This is a genomic window from Methylosoma difficile, assembly GCF_054657615.1.
This window is the reverse complement of the sequence record NZ_BAAHYJ010000003.1, coordinates 13,724-30,408: the sequence shown is the minus strand read 5'-3', so window position 1 is coordinate 30,408 and position 16,685 is coordinate 13,724. Positions and strand designations below refer to the sequence as shown.

At 48.2% G+C, this 16,685-nt stretch carries 17 protein-coding genes; 5 read left to right on the top strand and 12 right to left on the bottom strand.

The features are described from left to right. Window positions 1-12: 12 nt before the first annotated feature. From ACYQ1O_RS09735 to ACYQ1O_RS09685, 11 genes are all read right to left on the bottom strand, one after another. A complete protein-coding gene (locus ACYQ1O_RS09735) occupies window positions 13-285 on the bottom strand; it encodes a hypothetical protein (RefSeq protein WP_459991487.1) in 273 nt (90 codons plus the stop codon). Continuing rightward, window positions 278-1,009 (bottom strand): hypothetical protein, encoded by a 732-nt coding sequence (locus ACYQ1O_RS09730; RefSeq protein ID WP_459991486.1) that lies wholly within the window; start codon window positions 1,007-1,009, stop codon window positions 278-280. Before ACYQ1O_RS09730 ends, ACYQ1O_RS09735 begins: the two co-directional genes overlap by 8 nt. A 181-nt stretch (window positions 1,010-1,190) precedes the next feature. Further along, a complete protein-coding gene (locus ACYQ1O_RS09725; protein WP_459991485.1) occupies window positions 1,191-1,826 on the bottom strand; it encodes a hypothetical protein in 636 nt (211 codons plus the stop codon). 38 nt (window positions 1,827-1,864) lie between these two features. Further along, window positions 1,865-2,338 (bottom strand): hypothetical protein, encoded by a 474-nt coding sequence (locus tag ACYQ1O_RS09720; protein ID WP_459991484.1) that lies wholly within the window; start codon window positions 2,336-2,338, stop codon window positions 1,865-1,867. Window positions 2,339-2,347: 9 nt separating this feature from the next. Then, window positions 2,348-2,635 (bottom strand): hypothetical protein, encoded by a 288-nt coding sequence (locus tag ACYQ1O_RS09715; RefSeq protein ID WP_459991483.1) that lies wholly within the window; start codon window positions 2,633-2,635, stop codon window positions 2,348-2,350. Further along, a complete protein-coding gene (locus tag ACYQ1O_RS09710; RefSeq protein ID WP_459991482.1) occupies window positions 2,628-3,113 on the bottom strand; it encodes a hypothetical protein in 486 nt (161 codons plus the stop codon). The genes ACYQ1O_RS09715 and ACYQ1O_RS09710 overlap by 8 nt, the downstream gene beginning before the upstream one ends. An 836-nt stretch (window positions 3,114-3,949) precedes the next feature. Then, window positions 3,950-6,292: a VapE domain-containing protein gene (locus ACYQ1O_RS09705; protein ID WP_459991481.1), complete on the bottom strand. Its 2,343-nt coding sequence runs from the start codon at window positions 6,290-6,292 to the stop codon at window positions 3,950-3,952. Beyond that, a complete protein-coding gene (locus ACYQ1O_RS09700; RefSeq protein ID WP_459991480.1) occupies window positions 6,285-6,527 on the bottom strand; it encodes a helix-turn-helix transcriptional regulator in 243 nt (80 codons plus the stop codon). Before ACYQ1O_RS09700 ends, ACYQ1O_RS09705 begins: the two co-directional genes overlap by 8 nt. 323 nt (window positions 6,528-6,850) lie before the next feature. Beyond that, on the bottom strand, window positions 6,851-8,026 hold the full coding sequence (locus tag ACYQ1O_RS09695; protein ID WP_459991479.1) for a site-specific integrase: 1,176 nt from the start codon (window positions 8,024-8,026) through the stop codon (window positions 6,851-6,853). 838 nt (window positions 8,027-8,864) lie between these two features. Continuing rightward, entirely contained in the window at window positions 8,865-10,652 is a 1,788-nt protein-coding gene (gene aspS / locus ACYQ1O_RS09690; protein WP_459991478.1) for an aspartate--tRNA ligase, read from the bottom strand. 142 nt (window positions 10,653-10,794) lie between these two features. Further along, on the bottom strand, window positions 10,795-11,055 hold the full coding sequence (locus ACYQ1O_RS09685) for an FmdB family zinc ribbon protein (protein ID WP_459991477.1): 261 nt from the start codon (window positions 11,053-11,055) through the stop codon (window positions 10,795-10,797). Window positions 11,056-11,343: 288 nt separating this feature from the next. Here ACYQ1O_RS09685 and pyrC point away from each other — a divergent pair, with 288 nt between their 5' ends. Together pyrC and rnt are read left to right on the top strand one after the other, a co-directional pair. Next, window positions 11,344-12,375 (top strand): dihydroorotase, encoded by a 1,032-nt coding sequence (pyrC, locus tag ACYQ1O_RS09680; protein ID WP_459991476.1) that lies wholly within the window; start codon window positions 11,344-11,346, stop codon window positions 12,373-12,375. Window positions 12,376-12,480: 105 nt separating this feature from the next. Next, complete coding sequence (rnt, locus tag ACYQ1O_RS09675; RefSeq protein WP_459991475.1) at window positions 12,481-13,104, top strand: ribonuclease T; 624 nt, start codon at window positions 12,481-12,483, stop codon at window positions 13,102-13,104. A gap of 70 nt (window positions 13,105-13,174) precedes the next feature. On the opposite strand, the gene grxD is transcribed toward rnt, so the two are convergent. Continuing rightward, window positions 13,175-13,483 carry a Grx4 family monothiol glutaredoxin gene (grxD, locus tag ACYQ1O_RS09670; protein ID WP_459991474.1) on the bottom strand — a complete coding sequence of 103 codons (309 nt, stop codon included), beginning with the start codon at window positions 13,481-13,483 and terminating at the stop codon, window positions 13,175-13,177. Between the two features lie 179 nt (window positions 13,484-13,662). On the opposite strand from grxD, the gene ACYQ1O_RS09665 reads away from it, so the two are divergent. Genes ACYQ1O_RS09665 through ACYQ1O_RS09655 form a run of 3 tightly spaced genes read left to right on the top strand, consistent with a single transcriptional unit; the run spans window position 13,663 to window position 16,457 of the window. Then, window positions 13,663-14,847 (top strand): aspartate aminotransferase family protein, encoded by a 1,185-nt coding sequence (locus tag ACYQ1O_RS09665; RefSeq protein ID WP_459991473.1) that lies wholly within the window; start codon window positions 13,663-13,665, stop codon window positions 14,845-14,847. After that, entirely contained in the window at window positions 14,840-15,745 is a 906-nt protein-coding gene (argF, locus tag ACYQ1O_RS09660) for an ornithine carbamoyltransferase (RefSeq protein ID WP_459991472.1), read from the top strand. The genes ACYQ1O_RS09665 and argF overlap by 8 nt, the downstream gene beginning before the upstream one ends. 43 nt (window positions 15,746-15,788) lie before the next feature. Further along, complete coding sequence (locus ACYQ1O_RS09655) at window positions 15,789-16,457, top strand: TIGR04211 family SH3 domain-containing protein (RefSeq protein ID WP_459991471.1); 669 nt, start codon at window positions 15,789-15,791, stop codon at window positions 16,455-16,457. Window positions 16,458-16,685 lie beyond the last annotated feature (228 nt).

Sequence of the window (16,685 nt, the reverse complement as noted above, 5' to 3'; positions counted from 1 at the left end):
TAAACACAAAGATTAATGGTTTCTAGCGTATTTCATGTGGGCAAATGGCTGTTTTTCCCACTCTTCCCATTCATCAGGCCCTACATAAAGGTCTAATGGCCTTGAGTATTTAAAGCCCAATATCTCGCCAGCTTCATCAAAGGTGTCAGAACCAAAGGCAACATCGGCCAAGTTTGCGGAACGTTCAAGCTGGTGGAACAAGTCAACTTCCTCACAGGCGCCTGCTTTACTTGCTAAGGCAAGCGCCATCAGGGCAATTATTAAGGCTTGGTTATTATTAGGCATTTTGAGCCTCGAATTCGGCTAAAATGCCGTCGTCAATTCGGTTCATTCTCAGTGCTAGCCCCACCGTATCCAATGGGTTAGATTTGCCCATAGTCCACGTTCTATAAGCCAGGACAATTCCTTGTATCCGCGCCTCACCCACGGCAATATAGCCTTGAACTTTTTTGTAGTCCTCGGGATTCATAGCCACGGCAAATTCCGCAGGGCCGAACGGTTTATCTTTATTGGGGATTCGCTCAAGCAAGGACAAGACAACAGCGCCTAGTGTTTCGTCCTTAGTGCTGACGGCAAATTGCCCCATGTGGGCTAATTCGAAGGGGCCTGCATATTCGAGTTGTTCAAGGTATCGCGAGCGCTCAACGCTACCTAAGCCAATTCTTGATAGCACTTTAACTGGGCTATCATAAAAAGGTTTCTGTGATATGAGGTTGTTATACGCCGGACCAGCTTCTTTAAACAGCTTGTCAAGTTCGTCCTTAGAAGTTTGGCGAATTTTCAATATAGCCGCGCTGGTCTCATTGCTGGCGTATCTTGCGGCGTCGGCAGGTGTCATAAACTCGTTGGCCTTCCAACGACTAGAAATTTCAAGCTTTTTCGCGGCAACGTCTTTATTTAGCCGTTCAATGACTTTGAGGAAACCAGTGTGCTGTGCATCCAATACCATTGATGCTTCATGGATTTGCTGGGGGGTTAAAAACGGGATGTTGAGTAATTCGACTTTCATGGTGATATACCCTCTAGTGGATAAATTTAAGGTTTATCCGGGGCCTTATAGCGGGGTCTTATCTATCGCCGATAGATGGGGTCAGCGCCAATGCTAACCCGGATGTGGCTATATTGGCGTGGTTTGGCATATGATAACGCCAGCGTTTGGTGCTGTAATCGGCCAGGTTTATGACGATTGCTTAATGGTGAGTGGAGCCTACTAGGGCTTTAGCTACGGTCGTTACCACATCATCGGGTATGTCACTTCTCATCTGATTAAAGGCCACACACACTACCCGCACATTGTCTAAGTTGTAGCCCACATTGTTGTCTATTCGGTCAACTGATGGGGCAAGCCATCTGTACTTGTCGCTTTCAGCTCTATCATCCCAGCTAAGAGCTAGACCAGTAACGCTACATATCATGGGCTCTAATAATTGTTCTATGTCCTCAATGGTTAGGGTACATTCATGGCCTCTTTTCTTGGCGTTGGCTCTACAGGCGTTTAACAATTTTCTTGCTGGGTTCTCAGCTTTCCAGCGTTTAGTGGTTTCTTTATAGGCCTCTGGATTCTTAGCATAACTCCGTTTACTGGCTTCTCTATGGGCTTCGGGGTTCTCAGCTCTCCAGCGTTTATTGGCTTCTCTATTTCGTACTCTTTCTTCCTCCTGCCAATTAGACCCATGCCGCCTAAAAAGTTTTCGATAAGTGTGTACAGAGTTTCTGCTTGGCACGTCGCCAAGGTCTTGACCAATCAGCCGTATCAATTCCTCGGTGTCTGTAATCCCATTAACCATGTGCCGGGTAGCACAAGCTGCCATTGATTCTTTAGCCATTGTTATAAGTCCTGTCTAGTAGTTATGTTAAGTGGATATTATGCCGTGGTTTTGCCTTCTGGGTAATGTCTATATCCCCCACTGTTTTTAGGTGCTTTTATCCCAAGGGCTTTTCTCGAGCGACAAACCAGGTTGCAAAACCCAGTGAAAGTAGTTTCTAGTCTGTCGCCAAAGTGTGCACTGGCCTGGCTCCATAGCTCTTGCGTGGTCAATTCGGGTTCGTCCTCAAGCACGTCTTTTATAAAGGCTATATATCCAAATGGCCCCTGCTTTTGCCCTGGTGGGTTGTAAGCTCTGCCGCCAGCGCCTCCACATTCAAAACATACCCGACACTTGCCAACGTCATCGCTAAAGTGTGGTCTTTGGCAGTTCATGCAAAGCAACCAACCCACGCGCCGAACCATTTTAGGCGGGTTAAAATTTGGGTCCATAACCTTTTCACGGCGCGTTAAATCCCCTGTGAACGACCAGGGTTCGGGCTCGTAGATGGGTTTGCCTATTAATGGAATCATTGGGAGCTCCTACACGTAATGGGCTGGGTCAGGTTGACCAGGGTTAATTGCTAGGCCCTGATTGCCCGTAAATTTTGCTTGCTGAGTCCTTGCCATTTTTGCCCATATTGCTTCATCGACTTTAGGCACAGGTGCCAAATTAAGGCTATTTATACTCAGCTGCTTACTCACCTTTTCAGCACCGCCTAACTCAGCTATGATGCCTGGTGCAGTGTTTTCGAGTGCTTCTAGGCTAAGGTCAATCAGTGTGCAAACTTGCAAAGCCTGGAACACGGTCAATTTGTTGGTGTTAAGCATTTTCATCCCCTTGGTACTTGCTCAATAGACTGGTTAAACTCGCCCTTTCAGTAGGCGACATATTTTGCAACCCTTCCACACTTAACCCGGTACTTTCTACCTTAACTTTTAAACGGTCAGACATTTGGTCTCCATAACGGAACTTCAACAACACTTCCAGCAAGCGGTCGCTTTTCTTGGGAATGGTCAGAATGCCCCCGTTTTCATCTTTCATTATTTGGCCGTTGAAAACTATCGGCTCATTACTGCCTTTAGTGGCGCGGGCATAGGCTTCATCAAGTAAGCTATCAAGCGCTATCTCAATTGCCTTGTCCCAATTAGCGGCAAACTCCGCATCCGCTTTCCTGATGTCATAAGCATAGTTCCTAGAAATGCCAATGGCTTTTGCGGCTTCACCCGGTGAGCAGGTTTCTTCTAGGGCCTGCAAAAAAATGGCTTTAGCCTTTGCTGTTACTTTACTGGTTCTTGGTTTTGTCATTGTCATGTCCTCAAAATGTGTTAGGTAAAGTTATTATGCCGTGATTAGACTACGTTGGCGTTTATTATTCCCCTTCATAATCAATAGGATGATAACTTTAACGGGCTGATTAGCAATCAGAGGGCTTAGTTTTTAAGGGTGGATTCGGCCAGGGTTTTGGTGACGTTTGCATAGGGTCTTAAACGCAATACGAATGCAATACAACTAGGCCTTGCAATGCGTTTGTATGCCCGAAGCCGGGGACGCAATACAAATGCAATACGCACACACCCGCGTGATAGCAAGCTAATGCAAGATTGAGGGATTTTTTGATGCGAAGATGAAGGGGATTTTTAGCCGTGAAGGTTGAACAGTAAAGATTGAGCAGATTGCGAGGATTAACTAACTTCTAGGCTTCGTGGTCACACGTTTCGAGTCTGACAAGCTGAATGTATGTATAAGGCCTAACACTCGCTTAACGAGCCTTAAACCTCACACACCTTTTTGACTGGCTCAACTAATATGGCCAAGATGGGACAATATCGGCCAGGGGCTAACGGGTAAGTCTAAGGAGGTGTTACGTAACACCCCTTTGTAACCCTAAAAAAAATCGTAAGCCATTGATAAAAAAGGATTGTAACGCTTGTAACGTTTGTATCACTATTTTTCCTTATAGCTAAACGGTAAATCATGTAAATCATATAGCTGTCATCGGTAATGCTATGTGCTTATAGTCTTATTTTAGTTTATATAAATTAAGTGTTACAAGTGTTACAAACGTTACAAGCCTTATGCACCAAGGCTTCGGGCTGTAACGCTTGTGCTTAAAGGATGCGCTACAAGCGTTACAAATGGCTTTAGCCCCTGATATACCCCTTTGTTACCCTGGTTCCGATTCTCAGACTAAGCTTATACTCCCAGCCCAGGTCTTTGGTCATGACGATTTTGAGCTTTTGCGCATCTGCATGACTTTGTTTTGCAGGTGGAATACCTAGCACCTGTGTCAACAACGTAGTGGAGTGAACCCGGTCAATTGGCTCGGCAGGTGTTACGCCTGTTGAAGGCTCCGCATCCACATAATCCCTTATGATGTCAGCCCAAGGGTCTTCTGCTACGCGTTCTTCCTGTTCTTTTGCGGCATCTGCCCAAAGCTCTGGGGGCAATATAATGGATTCACCCTTGCTTTCCCTAAGTGACGCCTCAGCCCAAACCTGGCCGATATTGGCCTTAAGCCCTTCCAAGTCCACTACGCCGGTTCTAACAGGCCAAAAGCGTCTGTTGCCAGTTACGTCCTTTAAGTAGGTGTCTTGGTTGGTTGAACCGATAAAAATGCACTGGCGGGGAATATGCTCAACAACGCGCCCATAGGGGCGGCGAAGTTTATCAGTACCCGTCGAAACGAATACTTTTAAGGCCTCAACACCCGACTTGGAAAGCACCGACATTTCACCTAGTTCAATTATCCAATGCCCTTCCAAGCCTAAGGCAGCGTCTTTCGATTCGGCATTACCAATTGGCGCATCTGAAAACCAATCTGGGTTAGGGCATAAAGCCTGCACAAATGAGCTTTTCCCCACACCTTGAAAACCTTCAAGGATAATCACGTTGTCAAACTTGCACCCGGGTTGACGTACCCGCCTAACAGCCGCAATAAGTGCCTTGGCACCAATCGCCCTTATATAGGGATTATCATCAGCACCCACATAATCCACCAATAAGGTGTCTAACCGGGCAACACCGTCCCAAGTCAACCCGTCCAAATAATCCCTCACTGGATGGGTCATGTTTTCTAAAGCTACCGTGCTGACGGCTTCAAAAATATTGTCCGCACTCCAATCAACCTTTGTTAACTCAACCATGTACCGACGAATTAGGCGCAAAACATTGTCAGTTAACTTATGCCCTACTTTTTCAGTCCACGGCAACATAGGCGATGCTAGGTGAACCTCACCGCCAAACTCATCATGAACAAGCCCAAGGTCTTTGTTGATGTGCCGTATGAGCTTTAAGCAATTGGGGTATGAAGTTTCTGGCTGGTCCTTTTTGTTAAGCTTCAAAGGCGGCAAAAGTGCCTCCAAGCAAGCCGCAGGTTCAGCCCTTAGCTTGTCATCGTCAACATCCTGGCCGATTGTGCTTGGCCGTTCCCATACCTCAAAATCGTCTTCCGGCTCCGCCACTTCAACTGAGCCACCAGCGGCTTGCACCCATTTATGTAAAAGCTTTGTGGTGATGGGTCTGGCGCCTGTAGAAGTTGAAGAATGCAAACTGTCCCATCTGCGCCCAATAATCCAGCCGTCATCCGCATAGTCAGCATCTTGGGTTGACCAGTCTATAAATTCCTGTCTTCCATCCCCGCCTGTCGCATAGTGGCAAGCCATCATTAAATCGCGCCACTTGTCATGCTCTTTAAAGTCTTCAGCGTCTAAATGCTCAAGCGTCTTTGCCAACATTTCAGGCGTCAAGTCGCCTTCACTTAAGGCCTCACCATGCGCCAGTATGGGCCTACGGATTAACGCCAGCATGTTATCTGGGATAGGTGGCAAACCCGCAGGGTCATGAGGAAAAGGCGCTAAGTCGTCCCATTCATACAGTTTGCCGTTGGGGTGTTTGCTGCCTGCTGAAACAACCTGCCGTCCGAATGACTTAAATTCTATGCCCTGATAGGCCTCGATGCTGTCAAGCACGGATACATCAGCCGGCTTTGTAAAATAGTAGTGGTCTCCACCTGAACCTGTCTTAACATGGGGGCAAGCCGTTAAGTCAAGTTGCAAATCAGCGACAAACTCATCTAGGCTATTTCGGCCATCGGGGTAGTTTCTTGGGTCAACGTCCAATACCAATAGTGAAGCGGTCAACCGTATCCCGATATTGGCACCAGTCCTTAACGCCTGTTCCAATACTTGAACGCTGTCATAGTCCTTGGCTTGCCATGCCTTTTCCCTAGGCGCTTTGCCTGTTGGCTTGCCCTTGGGGTTTTTCGCGTCCCAGCGGTTAAGCGGTATTAATTGAAACCCCGCTTTAATATAAGGCTCAATGTCAACAGCGCGGGCAAATGCTGGTGTTGCTAACCGTCCAACTGGGCTATGATTTACCTCAACATGTTTGTTGGCATGTTGTTGTAAGTCCTGTGGATGATTGAAGGTATTGCCCGCATCAAGCTCTCCTTGATGTGGGCATTTTTTTGCCTGTTGATTAGTCATGACTAACCACCTCAGCTTTTACATTCCCACGCAAATCGCCAACGCGATACCGGATAGTGCTACCAATTTTGACAAATCTAGGTCCACCGCCTTGGCATCTGTACCAATTCAGGGTTTGTCTTTTTAGGTTGAGAAAAGCGGCGGCTTCTGCTGGTGTCAGCAAGGCCTCATCAGGAAGGGTATAGAGAGCTGCTACTTCTTCGGGTGATAGGTCGGGATATTTAGGATAAGCCATGGCAGTGATTCCAATAAAGGTTCCAAGCACAGCAAAACGCTGTTGCTTGGACTGTTCCGCCAGTCTAAGGCGGAATAGGCTTTATTGGTCCCACTCAGTCGGTGTGGGTAAGGCGGCATTGATTTGCACTAAATGCTAGCTGTTTTCTTTACCGAGTCAACTCGGTTATTGGCTCAAATTATACCAAATAGCTTAAGGGGTTAACACCAACGTTTAGCCAATATGCCCAAGTCGCCAAAGGGCTTGCGAACGGTGTTAGGCAGGTACTTTATAGCCTTATATGTGCCTTAAGCCGTCAGCGTTACCTAAACAACGCACAACGGCTATTCTTTCAACGTCAGCGGCCAGGTTCCGGTATATTCCAATCCCAAAGTATCCAAAATCTTCGCTGATGCTTTCTCTTGCAGGCTTCTTAAGTAATCCAGTGACGGGTTCAAATAGCCCATAGTGACGTTATTGGTGGCATGGTTTAACAGGAATTTCAATTCGGCCAGTGGTACACCTGATTCTTGTGCCAATGTTGCATAAGTATGGCGTAAAGCATGACCGGTCAAATCCCCCAACTCCCATTGTTGAACTTCTGCCACATGACCGCTTTTGCTTTCCGACGGAAACAACCACGGGGTTTTTCTGAAATAGATGGCGTTTTGTTCAATCCGATGGTTGATAAGCGCTTGCAAAGGTTCTGATAAGGGTAGGTCAAAAGCCCGGGCACTTCCGCCTTTTGGCTTGGGTACATGCAACGCACCGGGTAAAACCTGGTCGATTCTGGCTTCTATGGCGCTTGTCCTTCTCATGCCGGTTAGGATGATGAATAAGTGCATATCGCGGCGGATAGGGTTCAGCTTTAACACTGCCTCGCCCCACGCCTTCAATTTTTCGCTGTTGGCATCAACTTTGCGCCTTTTCAATCCGTGATAATCCACGTTGTTTGTAGGGTTGCTTGGTAGGGCGGGGTGTTCCCTCAACCCTCTATTGTAAAGCGCCCTCAAAACACGGTAGCAACTATCGGCTGTTGTAGCCCCATGCTGTTTGGTGATTTTTCCGTGTCTCAACCTAACGCCTGTGCGGTCAGCCCCTATCTCGGCCAAGGGTTTATCTAACCAATCTGGCAGGTACTGTTCCATATTGTAGGTGTAATTGTGCTTGGTCTTCGCAGATAGCGATTTGGCCGAAAGGTGCAGGTTTAACGCTTCCCGCAATGTTATGCCTTTGGCCTTGGCTTTCCGCCGTTCTTCATTGGGGTTGGTGCCATCGCGCATCTCCACTAATATCTGTCTGGCTTTGGCCCTTGCGTCCTTCGCATTCATTGCGGGTGCGTCCCCGAATTTTGCGCGGACTTGCTTTCCGTTAACTAATGACTGAACATAAAAAGAACGCTTGGTGGGAGTGATGATAAGATAGAACCCGCGCAATTCGGTATCGGCAAATTGGATGGTTTGGCCCTTATCAGGCGATGGGGTTTTGTCTAATAGGGCTTGTGATATTTTGGTTTGCATGGTTAGGCTCCTTAGTGGTTAAGGGGTTGAATCGGAACACAACCTAAACACGGAAATTTCGCCCTTAAGCAGGCTAGGTTTTGTGTGTTTTTTAGTGTTTTCCCCTCAAGAAGTCCTATTATGTCGTTGTTTTTCTTGTCTGTAAGCGATCAATACCATATAATTTCAAATCATGGCACATCTAATGCTTACCGATTTGTAATCAGCCGGTCGCGGGTTCGAGTCCCATCTCCAGCTCCAAAGAATATAAGGCCTTAGGTGCAAACCTAAGGCCTTTTTTGTTGCCTGACGTTTTCCTAAACACGGATTAAACACAAAACAAATGAATAATAATTGCTAAAAAAGGCAATTGTTTATGGAAAAATTGAAAGCGCGCTATAGCATTGGTATCGAGAGATCAAAAAGTCCTCTCAACATAAAACCAAGTTACAGGACTGATACGATACTGTAATGGCTCAATAATTTTAGACCGCAATAAGAACTCCTTTTATACACCTGACCGAATCAAAAAAAGGAACTCCACGAAAATTGACTAACAAATGCTTGTTGTGATGAGAACAGGCCTATGGATTAAGGTTGTTGTAAAGCTGGTGGACTTGTCTTGGTCGCCAATGCTTTAGCTTTTATGGGCAAGCTCTAGCCGCCCATCAGCAAAAGTAATCGTTATTATCCAGTGCCAGCAGTTCAATAAACAGCCGCAGCACTGACTGATAGCAATGTTTTAAGTAATGCTCAAGAAGCAAGTCATGTTATTTGCATACGCGCGGCATTAGTTGACCCATTACCTATGGCTAGATTGAAAAACTGCACGGGCAAACAGATTGCCCGCGCTTTAAATCTAAGCCTTCTCTTTTCCAGCTGGCTTAATCAATTTAATCCCTAATTCCTTCAATTGCTCATCAGTGACCACGGCTGGCGCGCTCACTAACGGACATGCCGCTGATTGGGTTTTTGGGAAGGCAATCACGTCGCGGATGGACGACGATCCGGTCATCAGCATTACCAAACGATCCAAACCGAACGCCAAACCGCCATGCGGAGGCGCACCGTATTTCAAAGCATCTAACAAGAAGCCAAATTTCTCTTGGGCTTCTTCTGCGCCAATCCCCAAAATGCCAAACACGGTTTGCTGCATGGCTGGGCGGTTGATACGGATAGAGCCGCCGCCGACTTCCGTGCCGTTCAACACCAAATCGTAAGCGCGTGACAAGGCCGCACCTGGATTTGCCACCAAGTCTTCAACCGAGCAGCTAGGTGCGGTGAACGGATGGTGGATAGCGTTGTAGCGGCCTGATTTTTCATCCCAATCAAACATGGGGAAATCAACAACCCAAACCGGTTTCCAATCGCCTTCAATCAAGCCTAAATCATGGCCTAATTTGACGCGCAATGCGCCCATGGCTTCGTTGACGATGCTGGCTTTGTCGGCACCGAAGAACAACAAATCGCCATTTTGTGCGCCAGTTTTCGCCATAATACTCGCCCACGCTTCAGCAGGGGCAAATTTGACGATAGGCGATTGTAAGCCTTCTAAGCCCGCCGCCAAATCGTTGACTTTGATGTACGCCAAGCCTTTTGCGCCGTAAATACCGACGTATTTGGTTAATTCGTCAATGTCTTTGCGGCTGAGTTTTTCGCCAGCACCCGGTACGCGCATGGCGACCACACGGCCTTTTGGATCGTTAGCTGGGCCTGAGAAGACTTTAAAATCAACATCTTTCAAATCGTCAGCAACATCCACCAATTCCATCGGAATCCGCAAATCAGGTCGGTCGATACCGAAGCGTGACATGGCTTCTTGGTAAGTCATGCGCGGGAATTGTTCAGGCAAGGCCACGTTGATGACTTTGGCGAACAGTTGGCGGATCATTTCTTCCATGATGTTCATGATTTCGTCTTCGGTCATGAACGAGGTTTCAATATCCAACTGGGTAAATTCGGGTTGGCGGTCAGCGCGTAAGTCTTCGTCGCGGAAACAACGCACCACTTGGTAATAGCGATCCATGCCTGCGACCATCAAAATCTGTTTGTACAGCTGTGGCGATTGCGGCAAGGCGAAAAACGCATTTTCGTGGGTACGGCTAGGCACGATGTAATCGCGCGCGCCTTCGGGTGTGGCTTTTGTAAGATACGGCGTTTCGATTTCGAAAAATTCGTTGTCATCCAAGAAATTACGCAAGATACGGGTGACATCGCGGCGCACTTTCATTTTTTCCTGCATGGCGACGCGGCGTAAGTCGATGTAACGGTAACGTAAACGTAATTCTTCGTTGACTTCGATTTCGCTTTCGATAGGGAATGGCGGAGTTTCGGATTCGTTCAGCACTTCGATTTCTTTGGCTAAAATCTCAATCGCGCCAGAACGCATATTGGCGTTAATCGTGCCGCCTGGACGGCCTCTGACTAAGCCTGTAATTTTCAATACATATTCGCTACGCACATGCTCGGCGGCGGCGAATGCTTCTTCTGTGTCAGGGTCGATAACCACTTGCACCAGACCTGCGCGGTCGCGCAAATCAATAAAAATAACGCCGCCGTGATCACGTCGTCTATGTACCCAGCCGCAGATGGTTACGGTTTCGCCTAACTGTTGTGTGTCTAATTCCCCGCACTTGTGGGTACGCATGATACTGTCCTGTTGTTCTTATGGTTTTGGTGATAATGAAGTTGGTAGGATGGGCTGACGTAAGGAAGCCCATCAAAATAGGCTGTCATCAATCATGATGGGCTTCCTAGCGTCAGCCCATCCTACGAATAGTTGGAAATTTTTAGCTGCTTTTACTGCCACTTGTTACGCTAGCGGCTGGTGAGGAGGGTGCTGTATCTCCGGCGACATTCTTTTTCGCGCCGCTTTTAAAATCGGTTTCATACCAACCGCCGCCTTTCAGACGGAAACCCGCAGCGGATATTTTTTTTATCAGCTCAGGCTGGCTGCAAGCAGGGCAAATTTTAAGTGGCTCAGCGCTGAGTTTTTGCAACGCTTCATGTTCGTGACCACAAGCTTGGCACTGGTATTCGTAAATTGGCATTAACTACTCTCCTAACGAGTAAAGTTTTGTGTATCTATGAGTACAGTTCGGACTTTATTTCTATAGTCGTCTGAACAACTTTTTTTATTGGTTGGCTTGATAGGCGTAAAACCTAACTTAAATCTTTCTTGAGCCAAAATACATGGTGAAATTTCAGTTTTTGTGTTTGGAAAATAACGCGCCACTATTATTTCTCCTACTTAGATATTCACTAAATTAGGGCGTAACCTTAGTTTTTCAAGGCAGTTACTATAGAATACCGAGCATTTTACAGACTCGAAGCCCACAATGAAAACATTAACCCTCACCCGTCCTGATGATTGGCATATTCATGTCCGCAATGGCGACGTTTTAAAAACCGTATTACCCTACACCGCACGGCAATTTGCCCGTGCGATTATCATGCCTAACCTAAAGCCGCCCGTGACCACGGTTGCCCAAGCTTCGGTCTATCGCGACGAAATTTTACAAGCGATCCCTGAAGGTATGGACTTTACGCCGCTGATGACCTTGTATCTGACTGCCGCAACCAGCGAAGCGGAAATCAAGCTGGCGGCAGAATCCGAATTTGTCCACGCCTTTAAATTGTATCCGGCAGGCGCAACCACCAATTCTGATGCCGGAGTCGGCAATATCCAGCAGATTTACCCGTTGCTGGCAGCTATGCAACGCTACGACATCCCTTTGCTGGTGCATGGCGAAGTCACCGACGACGATTGCGATATTTTCGACCGAGAGCGGGTGTTTATCGAACGCCATTTGCAGGCTGTGGTAAAAGAATTTCCTGATTTGCGCTTAGTGCTGGAACACGTCACCACTGCCGAAGCGGTGCAATTTGTCGAAGCCGCCCGCGCGAAGGTCGCCGCGACCATCACGCCACAGCATTTACTGCTCAACCGCAACGCCATTCTAGCAGGCGGTATAAGGCCGCATCATTATTGTTTACCCGTGTTAAAGCGCGAACAGCATCGCCTCGCTTTGCTGAAAGCCGCCACCAGCGGCAATCCCAAGTTTTTCCTAGGCACAGACAGCGCACCACATATGACGCATTTAAAAGAAACATCTTGTGGTTGCGCGGGTTGTTTTAGCGCACCTGCGGCCTTGGAATTGTATGCCGAAGCCTTTGAACAAGCGGACGCGCTGGACAAGCTGGAAGGTTTCGCTAGTTTTTTTGGTGCGGATTTTTACCGTTTGCCGCGCAATAGCGGGCAAGTCATCTTGGAAAGGCAAACCTGGCAAGTGCCTGATGTCTGCAGCGATGGCGTTGTCTCCATTACGCCTTTGCACGCCGGAAATCAATTGGCTTGGAAAATGCGTTAAGCAGTGGACATTCCGGCTAGGCAGGTTTAGCCTGTCCGGTAAAACTAAAGGGCTAGGCTCCTTGCGGTGTCTTAATGATTTTAACGCTGTTGGATAAGTGAGTAGATGGACAAATCTTTTATGCCGATGGAGAAACGCTTTCGCGGCTATCTCCCGGTGATTGTTGACATTGAAACCGCTGGTTTTAATGCCAAAAAAAATGCCTTGTTGGAAATTGCCGCTGTTATTGTCGAGCTTAACGAAGCGGGCGAACTGGCGATAACCGAGCGCTATACCACCCATGTCGTGCCGTTTAAAAACGCCGAACTGGATGAAGCGGCATTGAAGTTCAATGGCATTGACCCTTACCATCCGTTCCGTATGGCGCTGGAAGAAAAAGACGCGCTGGATTTGCTGTTTAAGCCGATTAAAGAGGCTGTCAAACGCAACAACTGTACGCGTGCCATTTTGGTGGGTCACAATCCGGCTTTTGATATTGCCTTTTTAAATGCCGCCATTCACCGCACGCAAATTAAACGCAGTCCATTCCATCCGTTCAGCTCGTTTGACACAGCGACGCTGGGTGGCTTGGCCTATCAGCATACGGTATTGGCAAAAGTGGCGGAAGCCGCCGGCTTGGCTTGGGATAACGAAAAAGCCCATTCGGCTTTATACGATGCAGAAATGACCGCTGAAGTGTTTTGCAAAATTTTCAACCGCTGGAAATATTTTCAAGAAAGTTTGCTTTGACGTAAAAGCGGACGAAAAAAAAAGGGGTACAGTCTTGTACCCCTTCTTCATCAACAAATGGGATTGAAGCTTAGGCTGTCGCCAGCATTTTTGCCAAATCACCTTTTTTGTACAAATCAATCATGATGTCACAACCGCCGACCAGCTCGCCTTTAATGTAAAGCTGCGGATAGGTGGGCCAGTTTGAGTATTCTTTTAGCGCGTCGCGCAACTCGGGGTCTTCAAAAATATTCACCGCTGCATATTGCGCTTGGCAGGCAGCCAAAACCTGTACGGCTTGATTAGAAAAACCACATTGCGGGAAATCAGGTGTACCCTTCATGTACAAAACCACAGGGTTGTTTTCAAGTTGGTCTTTGATTCTTGCTATTACGTCCATCGTTGTTCCACTCAGTAATGAAAAAGTTTAGGAATTTTAGCAACTTTAGCCCACTTAAAAAAGCAAATCTTGTTATCTTGGCTTGCTAGCTTGGGGTTTGAATCTTATAATCGACGCTTTTTTTTATTGTCCGCCGATCACTTGGCGGTGCTTTGTTTTGCTTTAATCGGGCGGGATTGATGACTAGCCATGTTATGCCAACTTACAAACGTTTGCCGGTGACTTTCAGCCACGGTGAAGGGGCTTGGTTGTGGGATGAAGACGGTAACCGGTACTTGGATGCCCTCTCCGGTATTGCCGTGACCAGCCTAGGCCACGCGCACCCTGCAGTGCATAAAGCTTTGTGCGAACAAAGCCAAAAGCTGCTGCACACGTCCAATATCTACCGCATTGCCGTCCAAGAACAATTGGCAGACCAGCTGATTGCACGCAGCGGCATGGATAATGTTTTCTTCTCCAATTCCGGCGCCGAAGCGAACGAAGCCGCCATCAAAATTGCCCGCAAATACGGTAACGGATTAGGCATAGCCACACCGACCATCATCGTCATGGAGCGCAGCTTTCACGGTCGTACCATGGCTACTTTAAGCGCCACGGGCAACAGCAAAATCAAAGAAGGTTTTGCGCCCTTGGTCGAAGGCTTTGTGCAAGTGCCGTACAACGACATTGCCGCGATTGAAAACGTGCTGGCAAACAACGCCAACATCGTCGCCATTTTGGTGGAAGCCGTTCAAGGCGAAGGCGGTGTCAACGTACCGGCGGCGGACTATCTTAACCGCATCCGTGCGTTGTGCGACCAGCACAACTTGCTGATGATGATGGATGAAATCCAAACCGGCATCGGCCGTACAGGTCAATTTTTGGCTTACCAACACAATGGCCTACTGCCCGATGTTTGCACCTTGGCAAAAGCCTTGGGCAACGGCGTGCCCATCGGCGCGTGTTTGGCGCGCGGCAAAGCGGCAGGCGTGTTGACGGCGGGCAATCATGGCTCCACGTTTGGCGGCAATCCGTTGGCTTGTAGTGCAGCTTTGGCAGTGTTGGCGACGCTGGATGCCGATCATTTGACCGATGCCGCCGCCAGTAAAGGCAAAGCCATTTTTGACGGCTTTGTTGCGCGCCTGCAAGGCAATCCCCATGTCGTTGATATTCGTTATAAAGGCCTGATGATCGGCATCGAGCTGGATGCGCCTTGTGCCGAACTGGTCACGCAAGCCTTAGATAAATTTTTATTGATTAACGTCACCAATGACAAAACCATCCGTTTGTTGCCGCCACTGATTATCGACGACCAACAAATTGCACAACTTGTAGACAGCTTATCAGGGCTTATCCAAGCCCACACGGGGCAGCACCATGAATAAACTGAGACATTTCGTCAGCTTACTGGATTTAAGCAGCAGCGAACTGCGTGGCCTGATTGCCCGCGCCATCGAATTAAAAAACCACCGCGACCCAAACTACCAGCCTTTAAAAGGCCAGCTCTTGGCGATGGTTTTTGAAAAATCATCCACCCGAACGCGCATTTCCTTTGAAGCCGGTATGGCGCATTTTGGCGGCAGCGCCTTGTTCTTGTCGCCGCGCGATACCCAATTGGGTCGAGGCGAACCTTTGCGCGACAGCGCCAAAGTCATCTCCAGCATGGTCGATTGCATCATGTTGCGAACCGACAAACACGAAACCGTGACCACTTTCGCCGAACACTCCAGCGTGCCAGTCATTAACGGCCTGACTGACCAAGAACACCCTTGCCAGCTGTTAGCTGATATGCAGACCTATTTCGAACTGCGCGGCGACATCCAAGGCAAAACTGTGGCGTGGATTGGCGACGGCAATAACATGTGTCATTCGTATATCCATGCCGCCAGCCTGTTGGATTTTACTTTGCATATCGCCAGCCCCGCAGGTTACGAACCGCAAGCGGCTTATGTCGACGCTGCCGGTGCGCGTATTAAATGCTTTGCCAAACCCCTAGATGCCGCACAAGGCGCGGATTTGGTAGTGACTGATGTTTGGGCCAGCATGGGTCAAGAAGAAGAGCAGGCGCAACGCGTCGCCGCATTTAAAGATTACCAAGTTGACCGCCAAGTCATGCAAGCGGCGAAAGCCGATGCCTTGTTCATGCACTGTTTGCCTGCACATCGCGGCGAAGAAGTCAGCGCCGAGGTGATCGACGGCCCGCAAAGCGTAGTCTTTCCTGAGGCCAAAAACCGCCTGCATGCACAAAAAGCCTTGCTGGAGTTTCTTCTCTGCCAAAAATAACGGTAAAATCAAGGCCATCCCATTACTGACTAGCGGAAATCCTGTGAAAAAATTGCTCAGCACGATAGTTGTTTTGGCGGCCTGTTGTTCTATCGCCCATGCCAAAACGGTTTATGTCACCGATAACCTCAACTTGTCGTTACGTAGCCAAGAAGACAATGAATCTAAAGTCGTCAAACTGCTGCCGACCGGCACGCCGCTGACGGTTATCAGCGAAAATGCCAAGACCGGATTTTCGCGCGTTCGCCTCAGCACAGGCCAAGAAGGCTACATCCTCACCCGCAACACCATTAAAGAACCGCCCGCCCGTGACCAAATTGGCGAAACCAACCGCAGCTTACGGGCGTTAGAAGCCGAAAACGCGCGTCTGAAAGGCGAGTTGATCGTCTTGCGCGAGAAAATCACCCCTGGCACGTCACTGGAACAAGCCTTGTCTGACGAGCGCGACCAACTCAGCCGCGAATTGAGCGAGCTAAAAAAAACCGCCACCAATGCCCTGCAAATCAAAAACGAACGTGACGAACTGCAAGAGCGGGTCGTTAATGTTGAGCGGGATTTGGAACAATTCAAGCTGGAAAACCAAGCCCTTAAAGATACCGCCAACCAAGACTGGTTTTTGTACGGCGGCTTTCTGTCGCTGGCGGGCGTGATCTTAGGCTTCATCCTGCCGAAGTTGGGCTGGCGGCGTAAAAACACTTGGGGTTCGTTTTAAGCTTGTAGGGTACGCTGTGCGTACCTTTTTATTGATTTTAATGCTGATTTAAACGTGTCCGCACAACGTACCCTCACAAAAAACCGCTTCAAGTCTGCGCTTATGCAAGCGTATTTTGTAGGTGCGGATTTATCCGCACATTGCGAATGAATTCGCACCTACTTTTGCTCAACAGATTTCGTGCCCATGCCTTACAAGGCAGCAAACCACCCAATACTTATATCCCCA

Excerpts from the sequence above, each read along its gene's own strand:
- ACYQ1O_RS09735 (WP_459991487.1), bottom strand. The coding sequence starts at position 285 with ATGCCTAATAATAACCAAGCCTTAATAATTGCCCTGATGGCGCTTGCC.
- ACYQ1O_RS09730 (WP_459991486.1), bottom strand. The coding sequence starts at position 1,009 with ATGAAAGTCGAATTACTCAACATCCCGTTTTTAACCCCCCAGCAAATC.
- ACYQ1O_RS09725 (WP_459991485.1), bottom strand. The coding sequence starts at position 1,826 with ATGGCTAAAGAATCAATGGCAGCTTGTGCTACCCGGCACATGGTTAAT.
- ACYQ1O_RS09720 (WP_459991484.1), bottom strand. The coding sequence starts at position 2,338 with ATGATTCCATTAATAGGCAAACCCATCTACGAGCCCGAACCCTGGTCG.
- ACYQ1O_RS09715 (WP_459991483.1), bottom strand. The coding sequence starts at position 2,635 with ATGCTTAACACCAACAAATTGACCGTGTTCCAGGCTTTGCAAGTTTGC.
- ACYQ1O_RS09710 (WP_459991482.1), bottom strand. The coding sequence starts at position 3,113 with ATGACAAAACCAAGAACCAGTAAAGTAACAGCAAAGGCTAAAGCCATT.
- ACYQ1O_RS09705 (WP_459991481.1), bottom strand. The coding sequence starts at position 6,292 with ATGACTAATCAACAGGCAAAAAAATGCCCACATCAAGGAGAGCTTGAT.
- ACYQ1O_RS09700 (WP_459991480.1), bottom strand. The coding sequence starts at position 6,527 with ATGGCTTATCCTAAATATCCCGACCTATCACCCGAAGAAGTAGCAGCT.
- ACYQ1O_RS09695 (WP_459991479.1), bottom strand. The coding sequence starts at position 8,026 with ATGCAAACCAAAATATCACAAGCCCTATTAGACAAAACCCCATCGCCT.
- aspS (WP_459991478.1), bottom strand. The coding sequence starts at position 10,652 with ATGCGTACCCACAAGTGCGGGGAATTAGACACACAACAGTTAGGCGAA.
- ACYQ1O_RS09685 (WP_459991477.1), bottom strand. The coding sequence starts at position 11,055 with ATGCCAATTTACGAATACCAGTGCCAAGCTTGTGGTCACGAACATGAA.
- pyrC (WP_459991476.1), top strand. The coding sequence starts at position 11,344 with ATGAAAACATTAACCCTCACCCGTCCTGATGATTGGCATATTCATGTC.
- rnt (WP_459991475.1), top strand. The coding sequence starts at position 12,481 with ATGGACAAATCTTTTATGCCGATGGAGAAACGCTTTCGCGGCTATCTC.
- grxD (WP_459991474.1), bottom strand. The coding sequence starts at position 13,483 with ATGGACGTAATAGCAAGAATCAAAGACCAACTTGAAAACAACCCTGTG.
- ACYQ1O_RS09665 (WP_459991473.1), top strand. The coding sequence starts at position 13,663 with ATGACTAGCCATGTTATGCCAACTTACAAACGTTTGCCGGTGACTTTC.
- argF (WP_459991472.1), top strand. The coding sequence starts at position 14,840 with ATGAATAAACTGAGACATTTCGTCAGCTTACTGGATTTAAGCAGCAGC.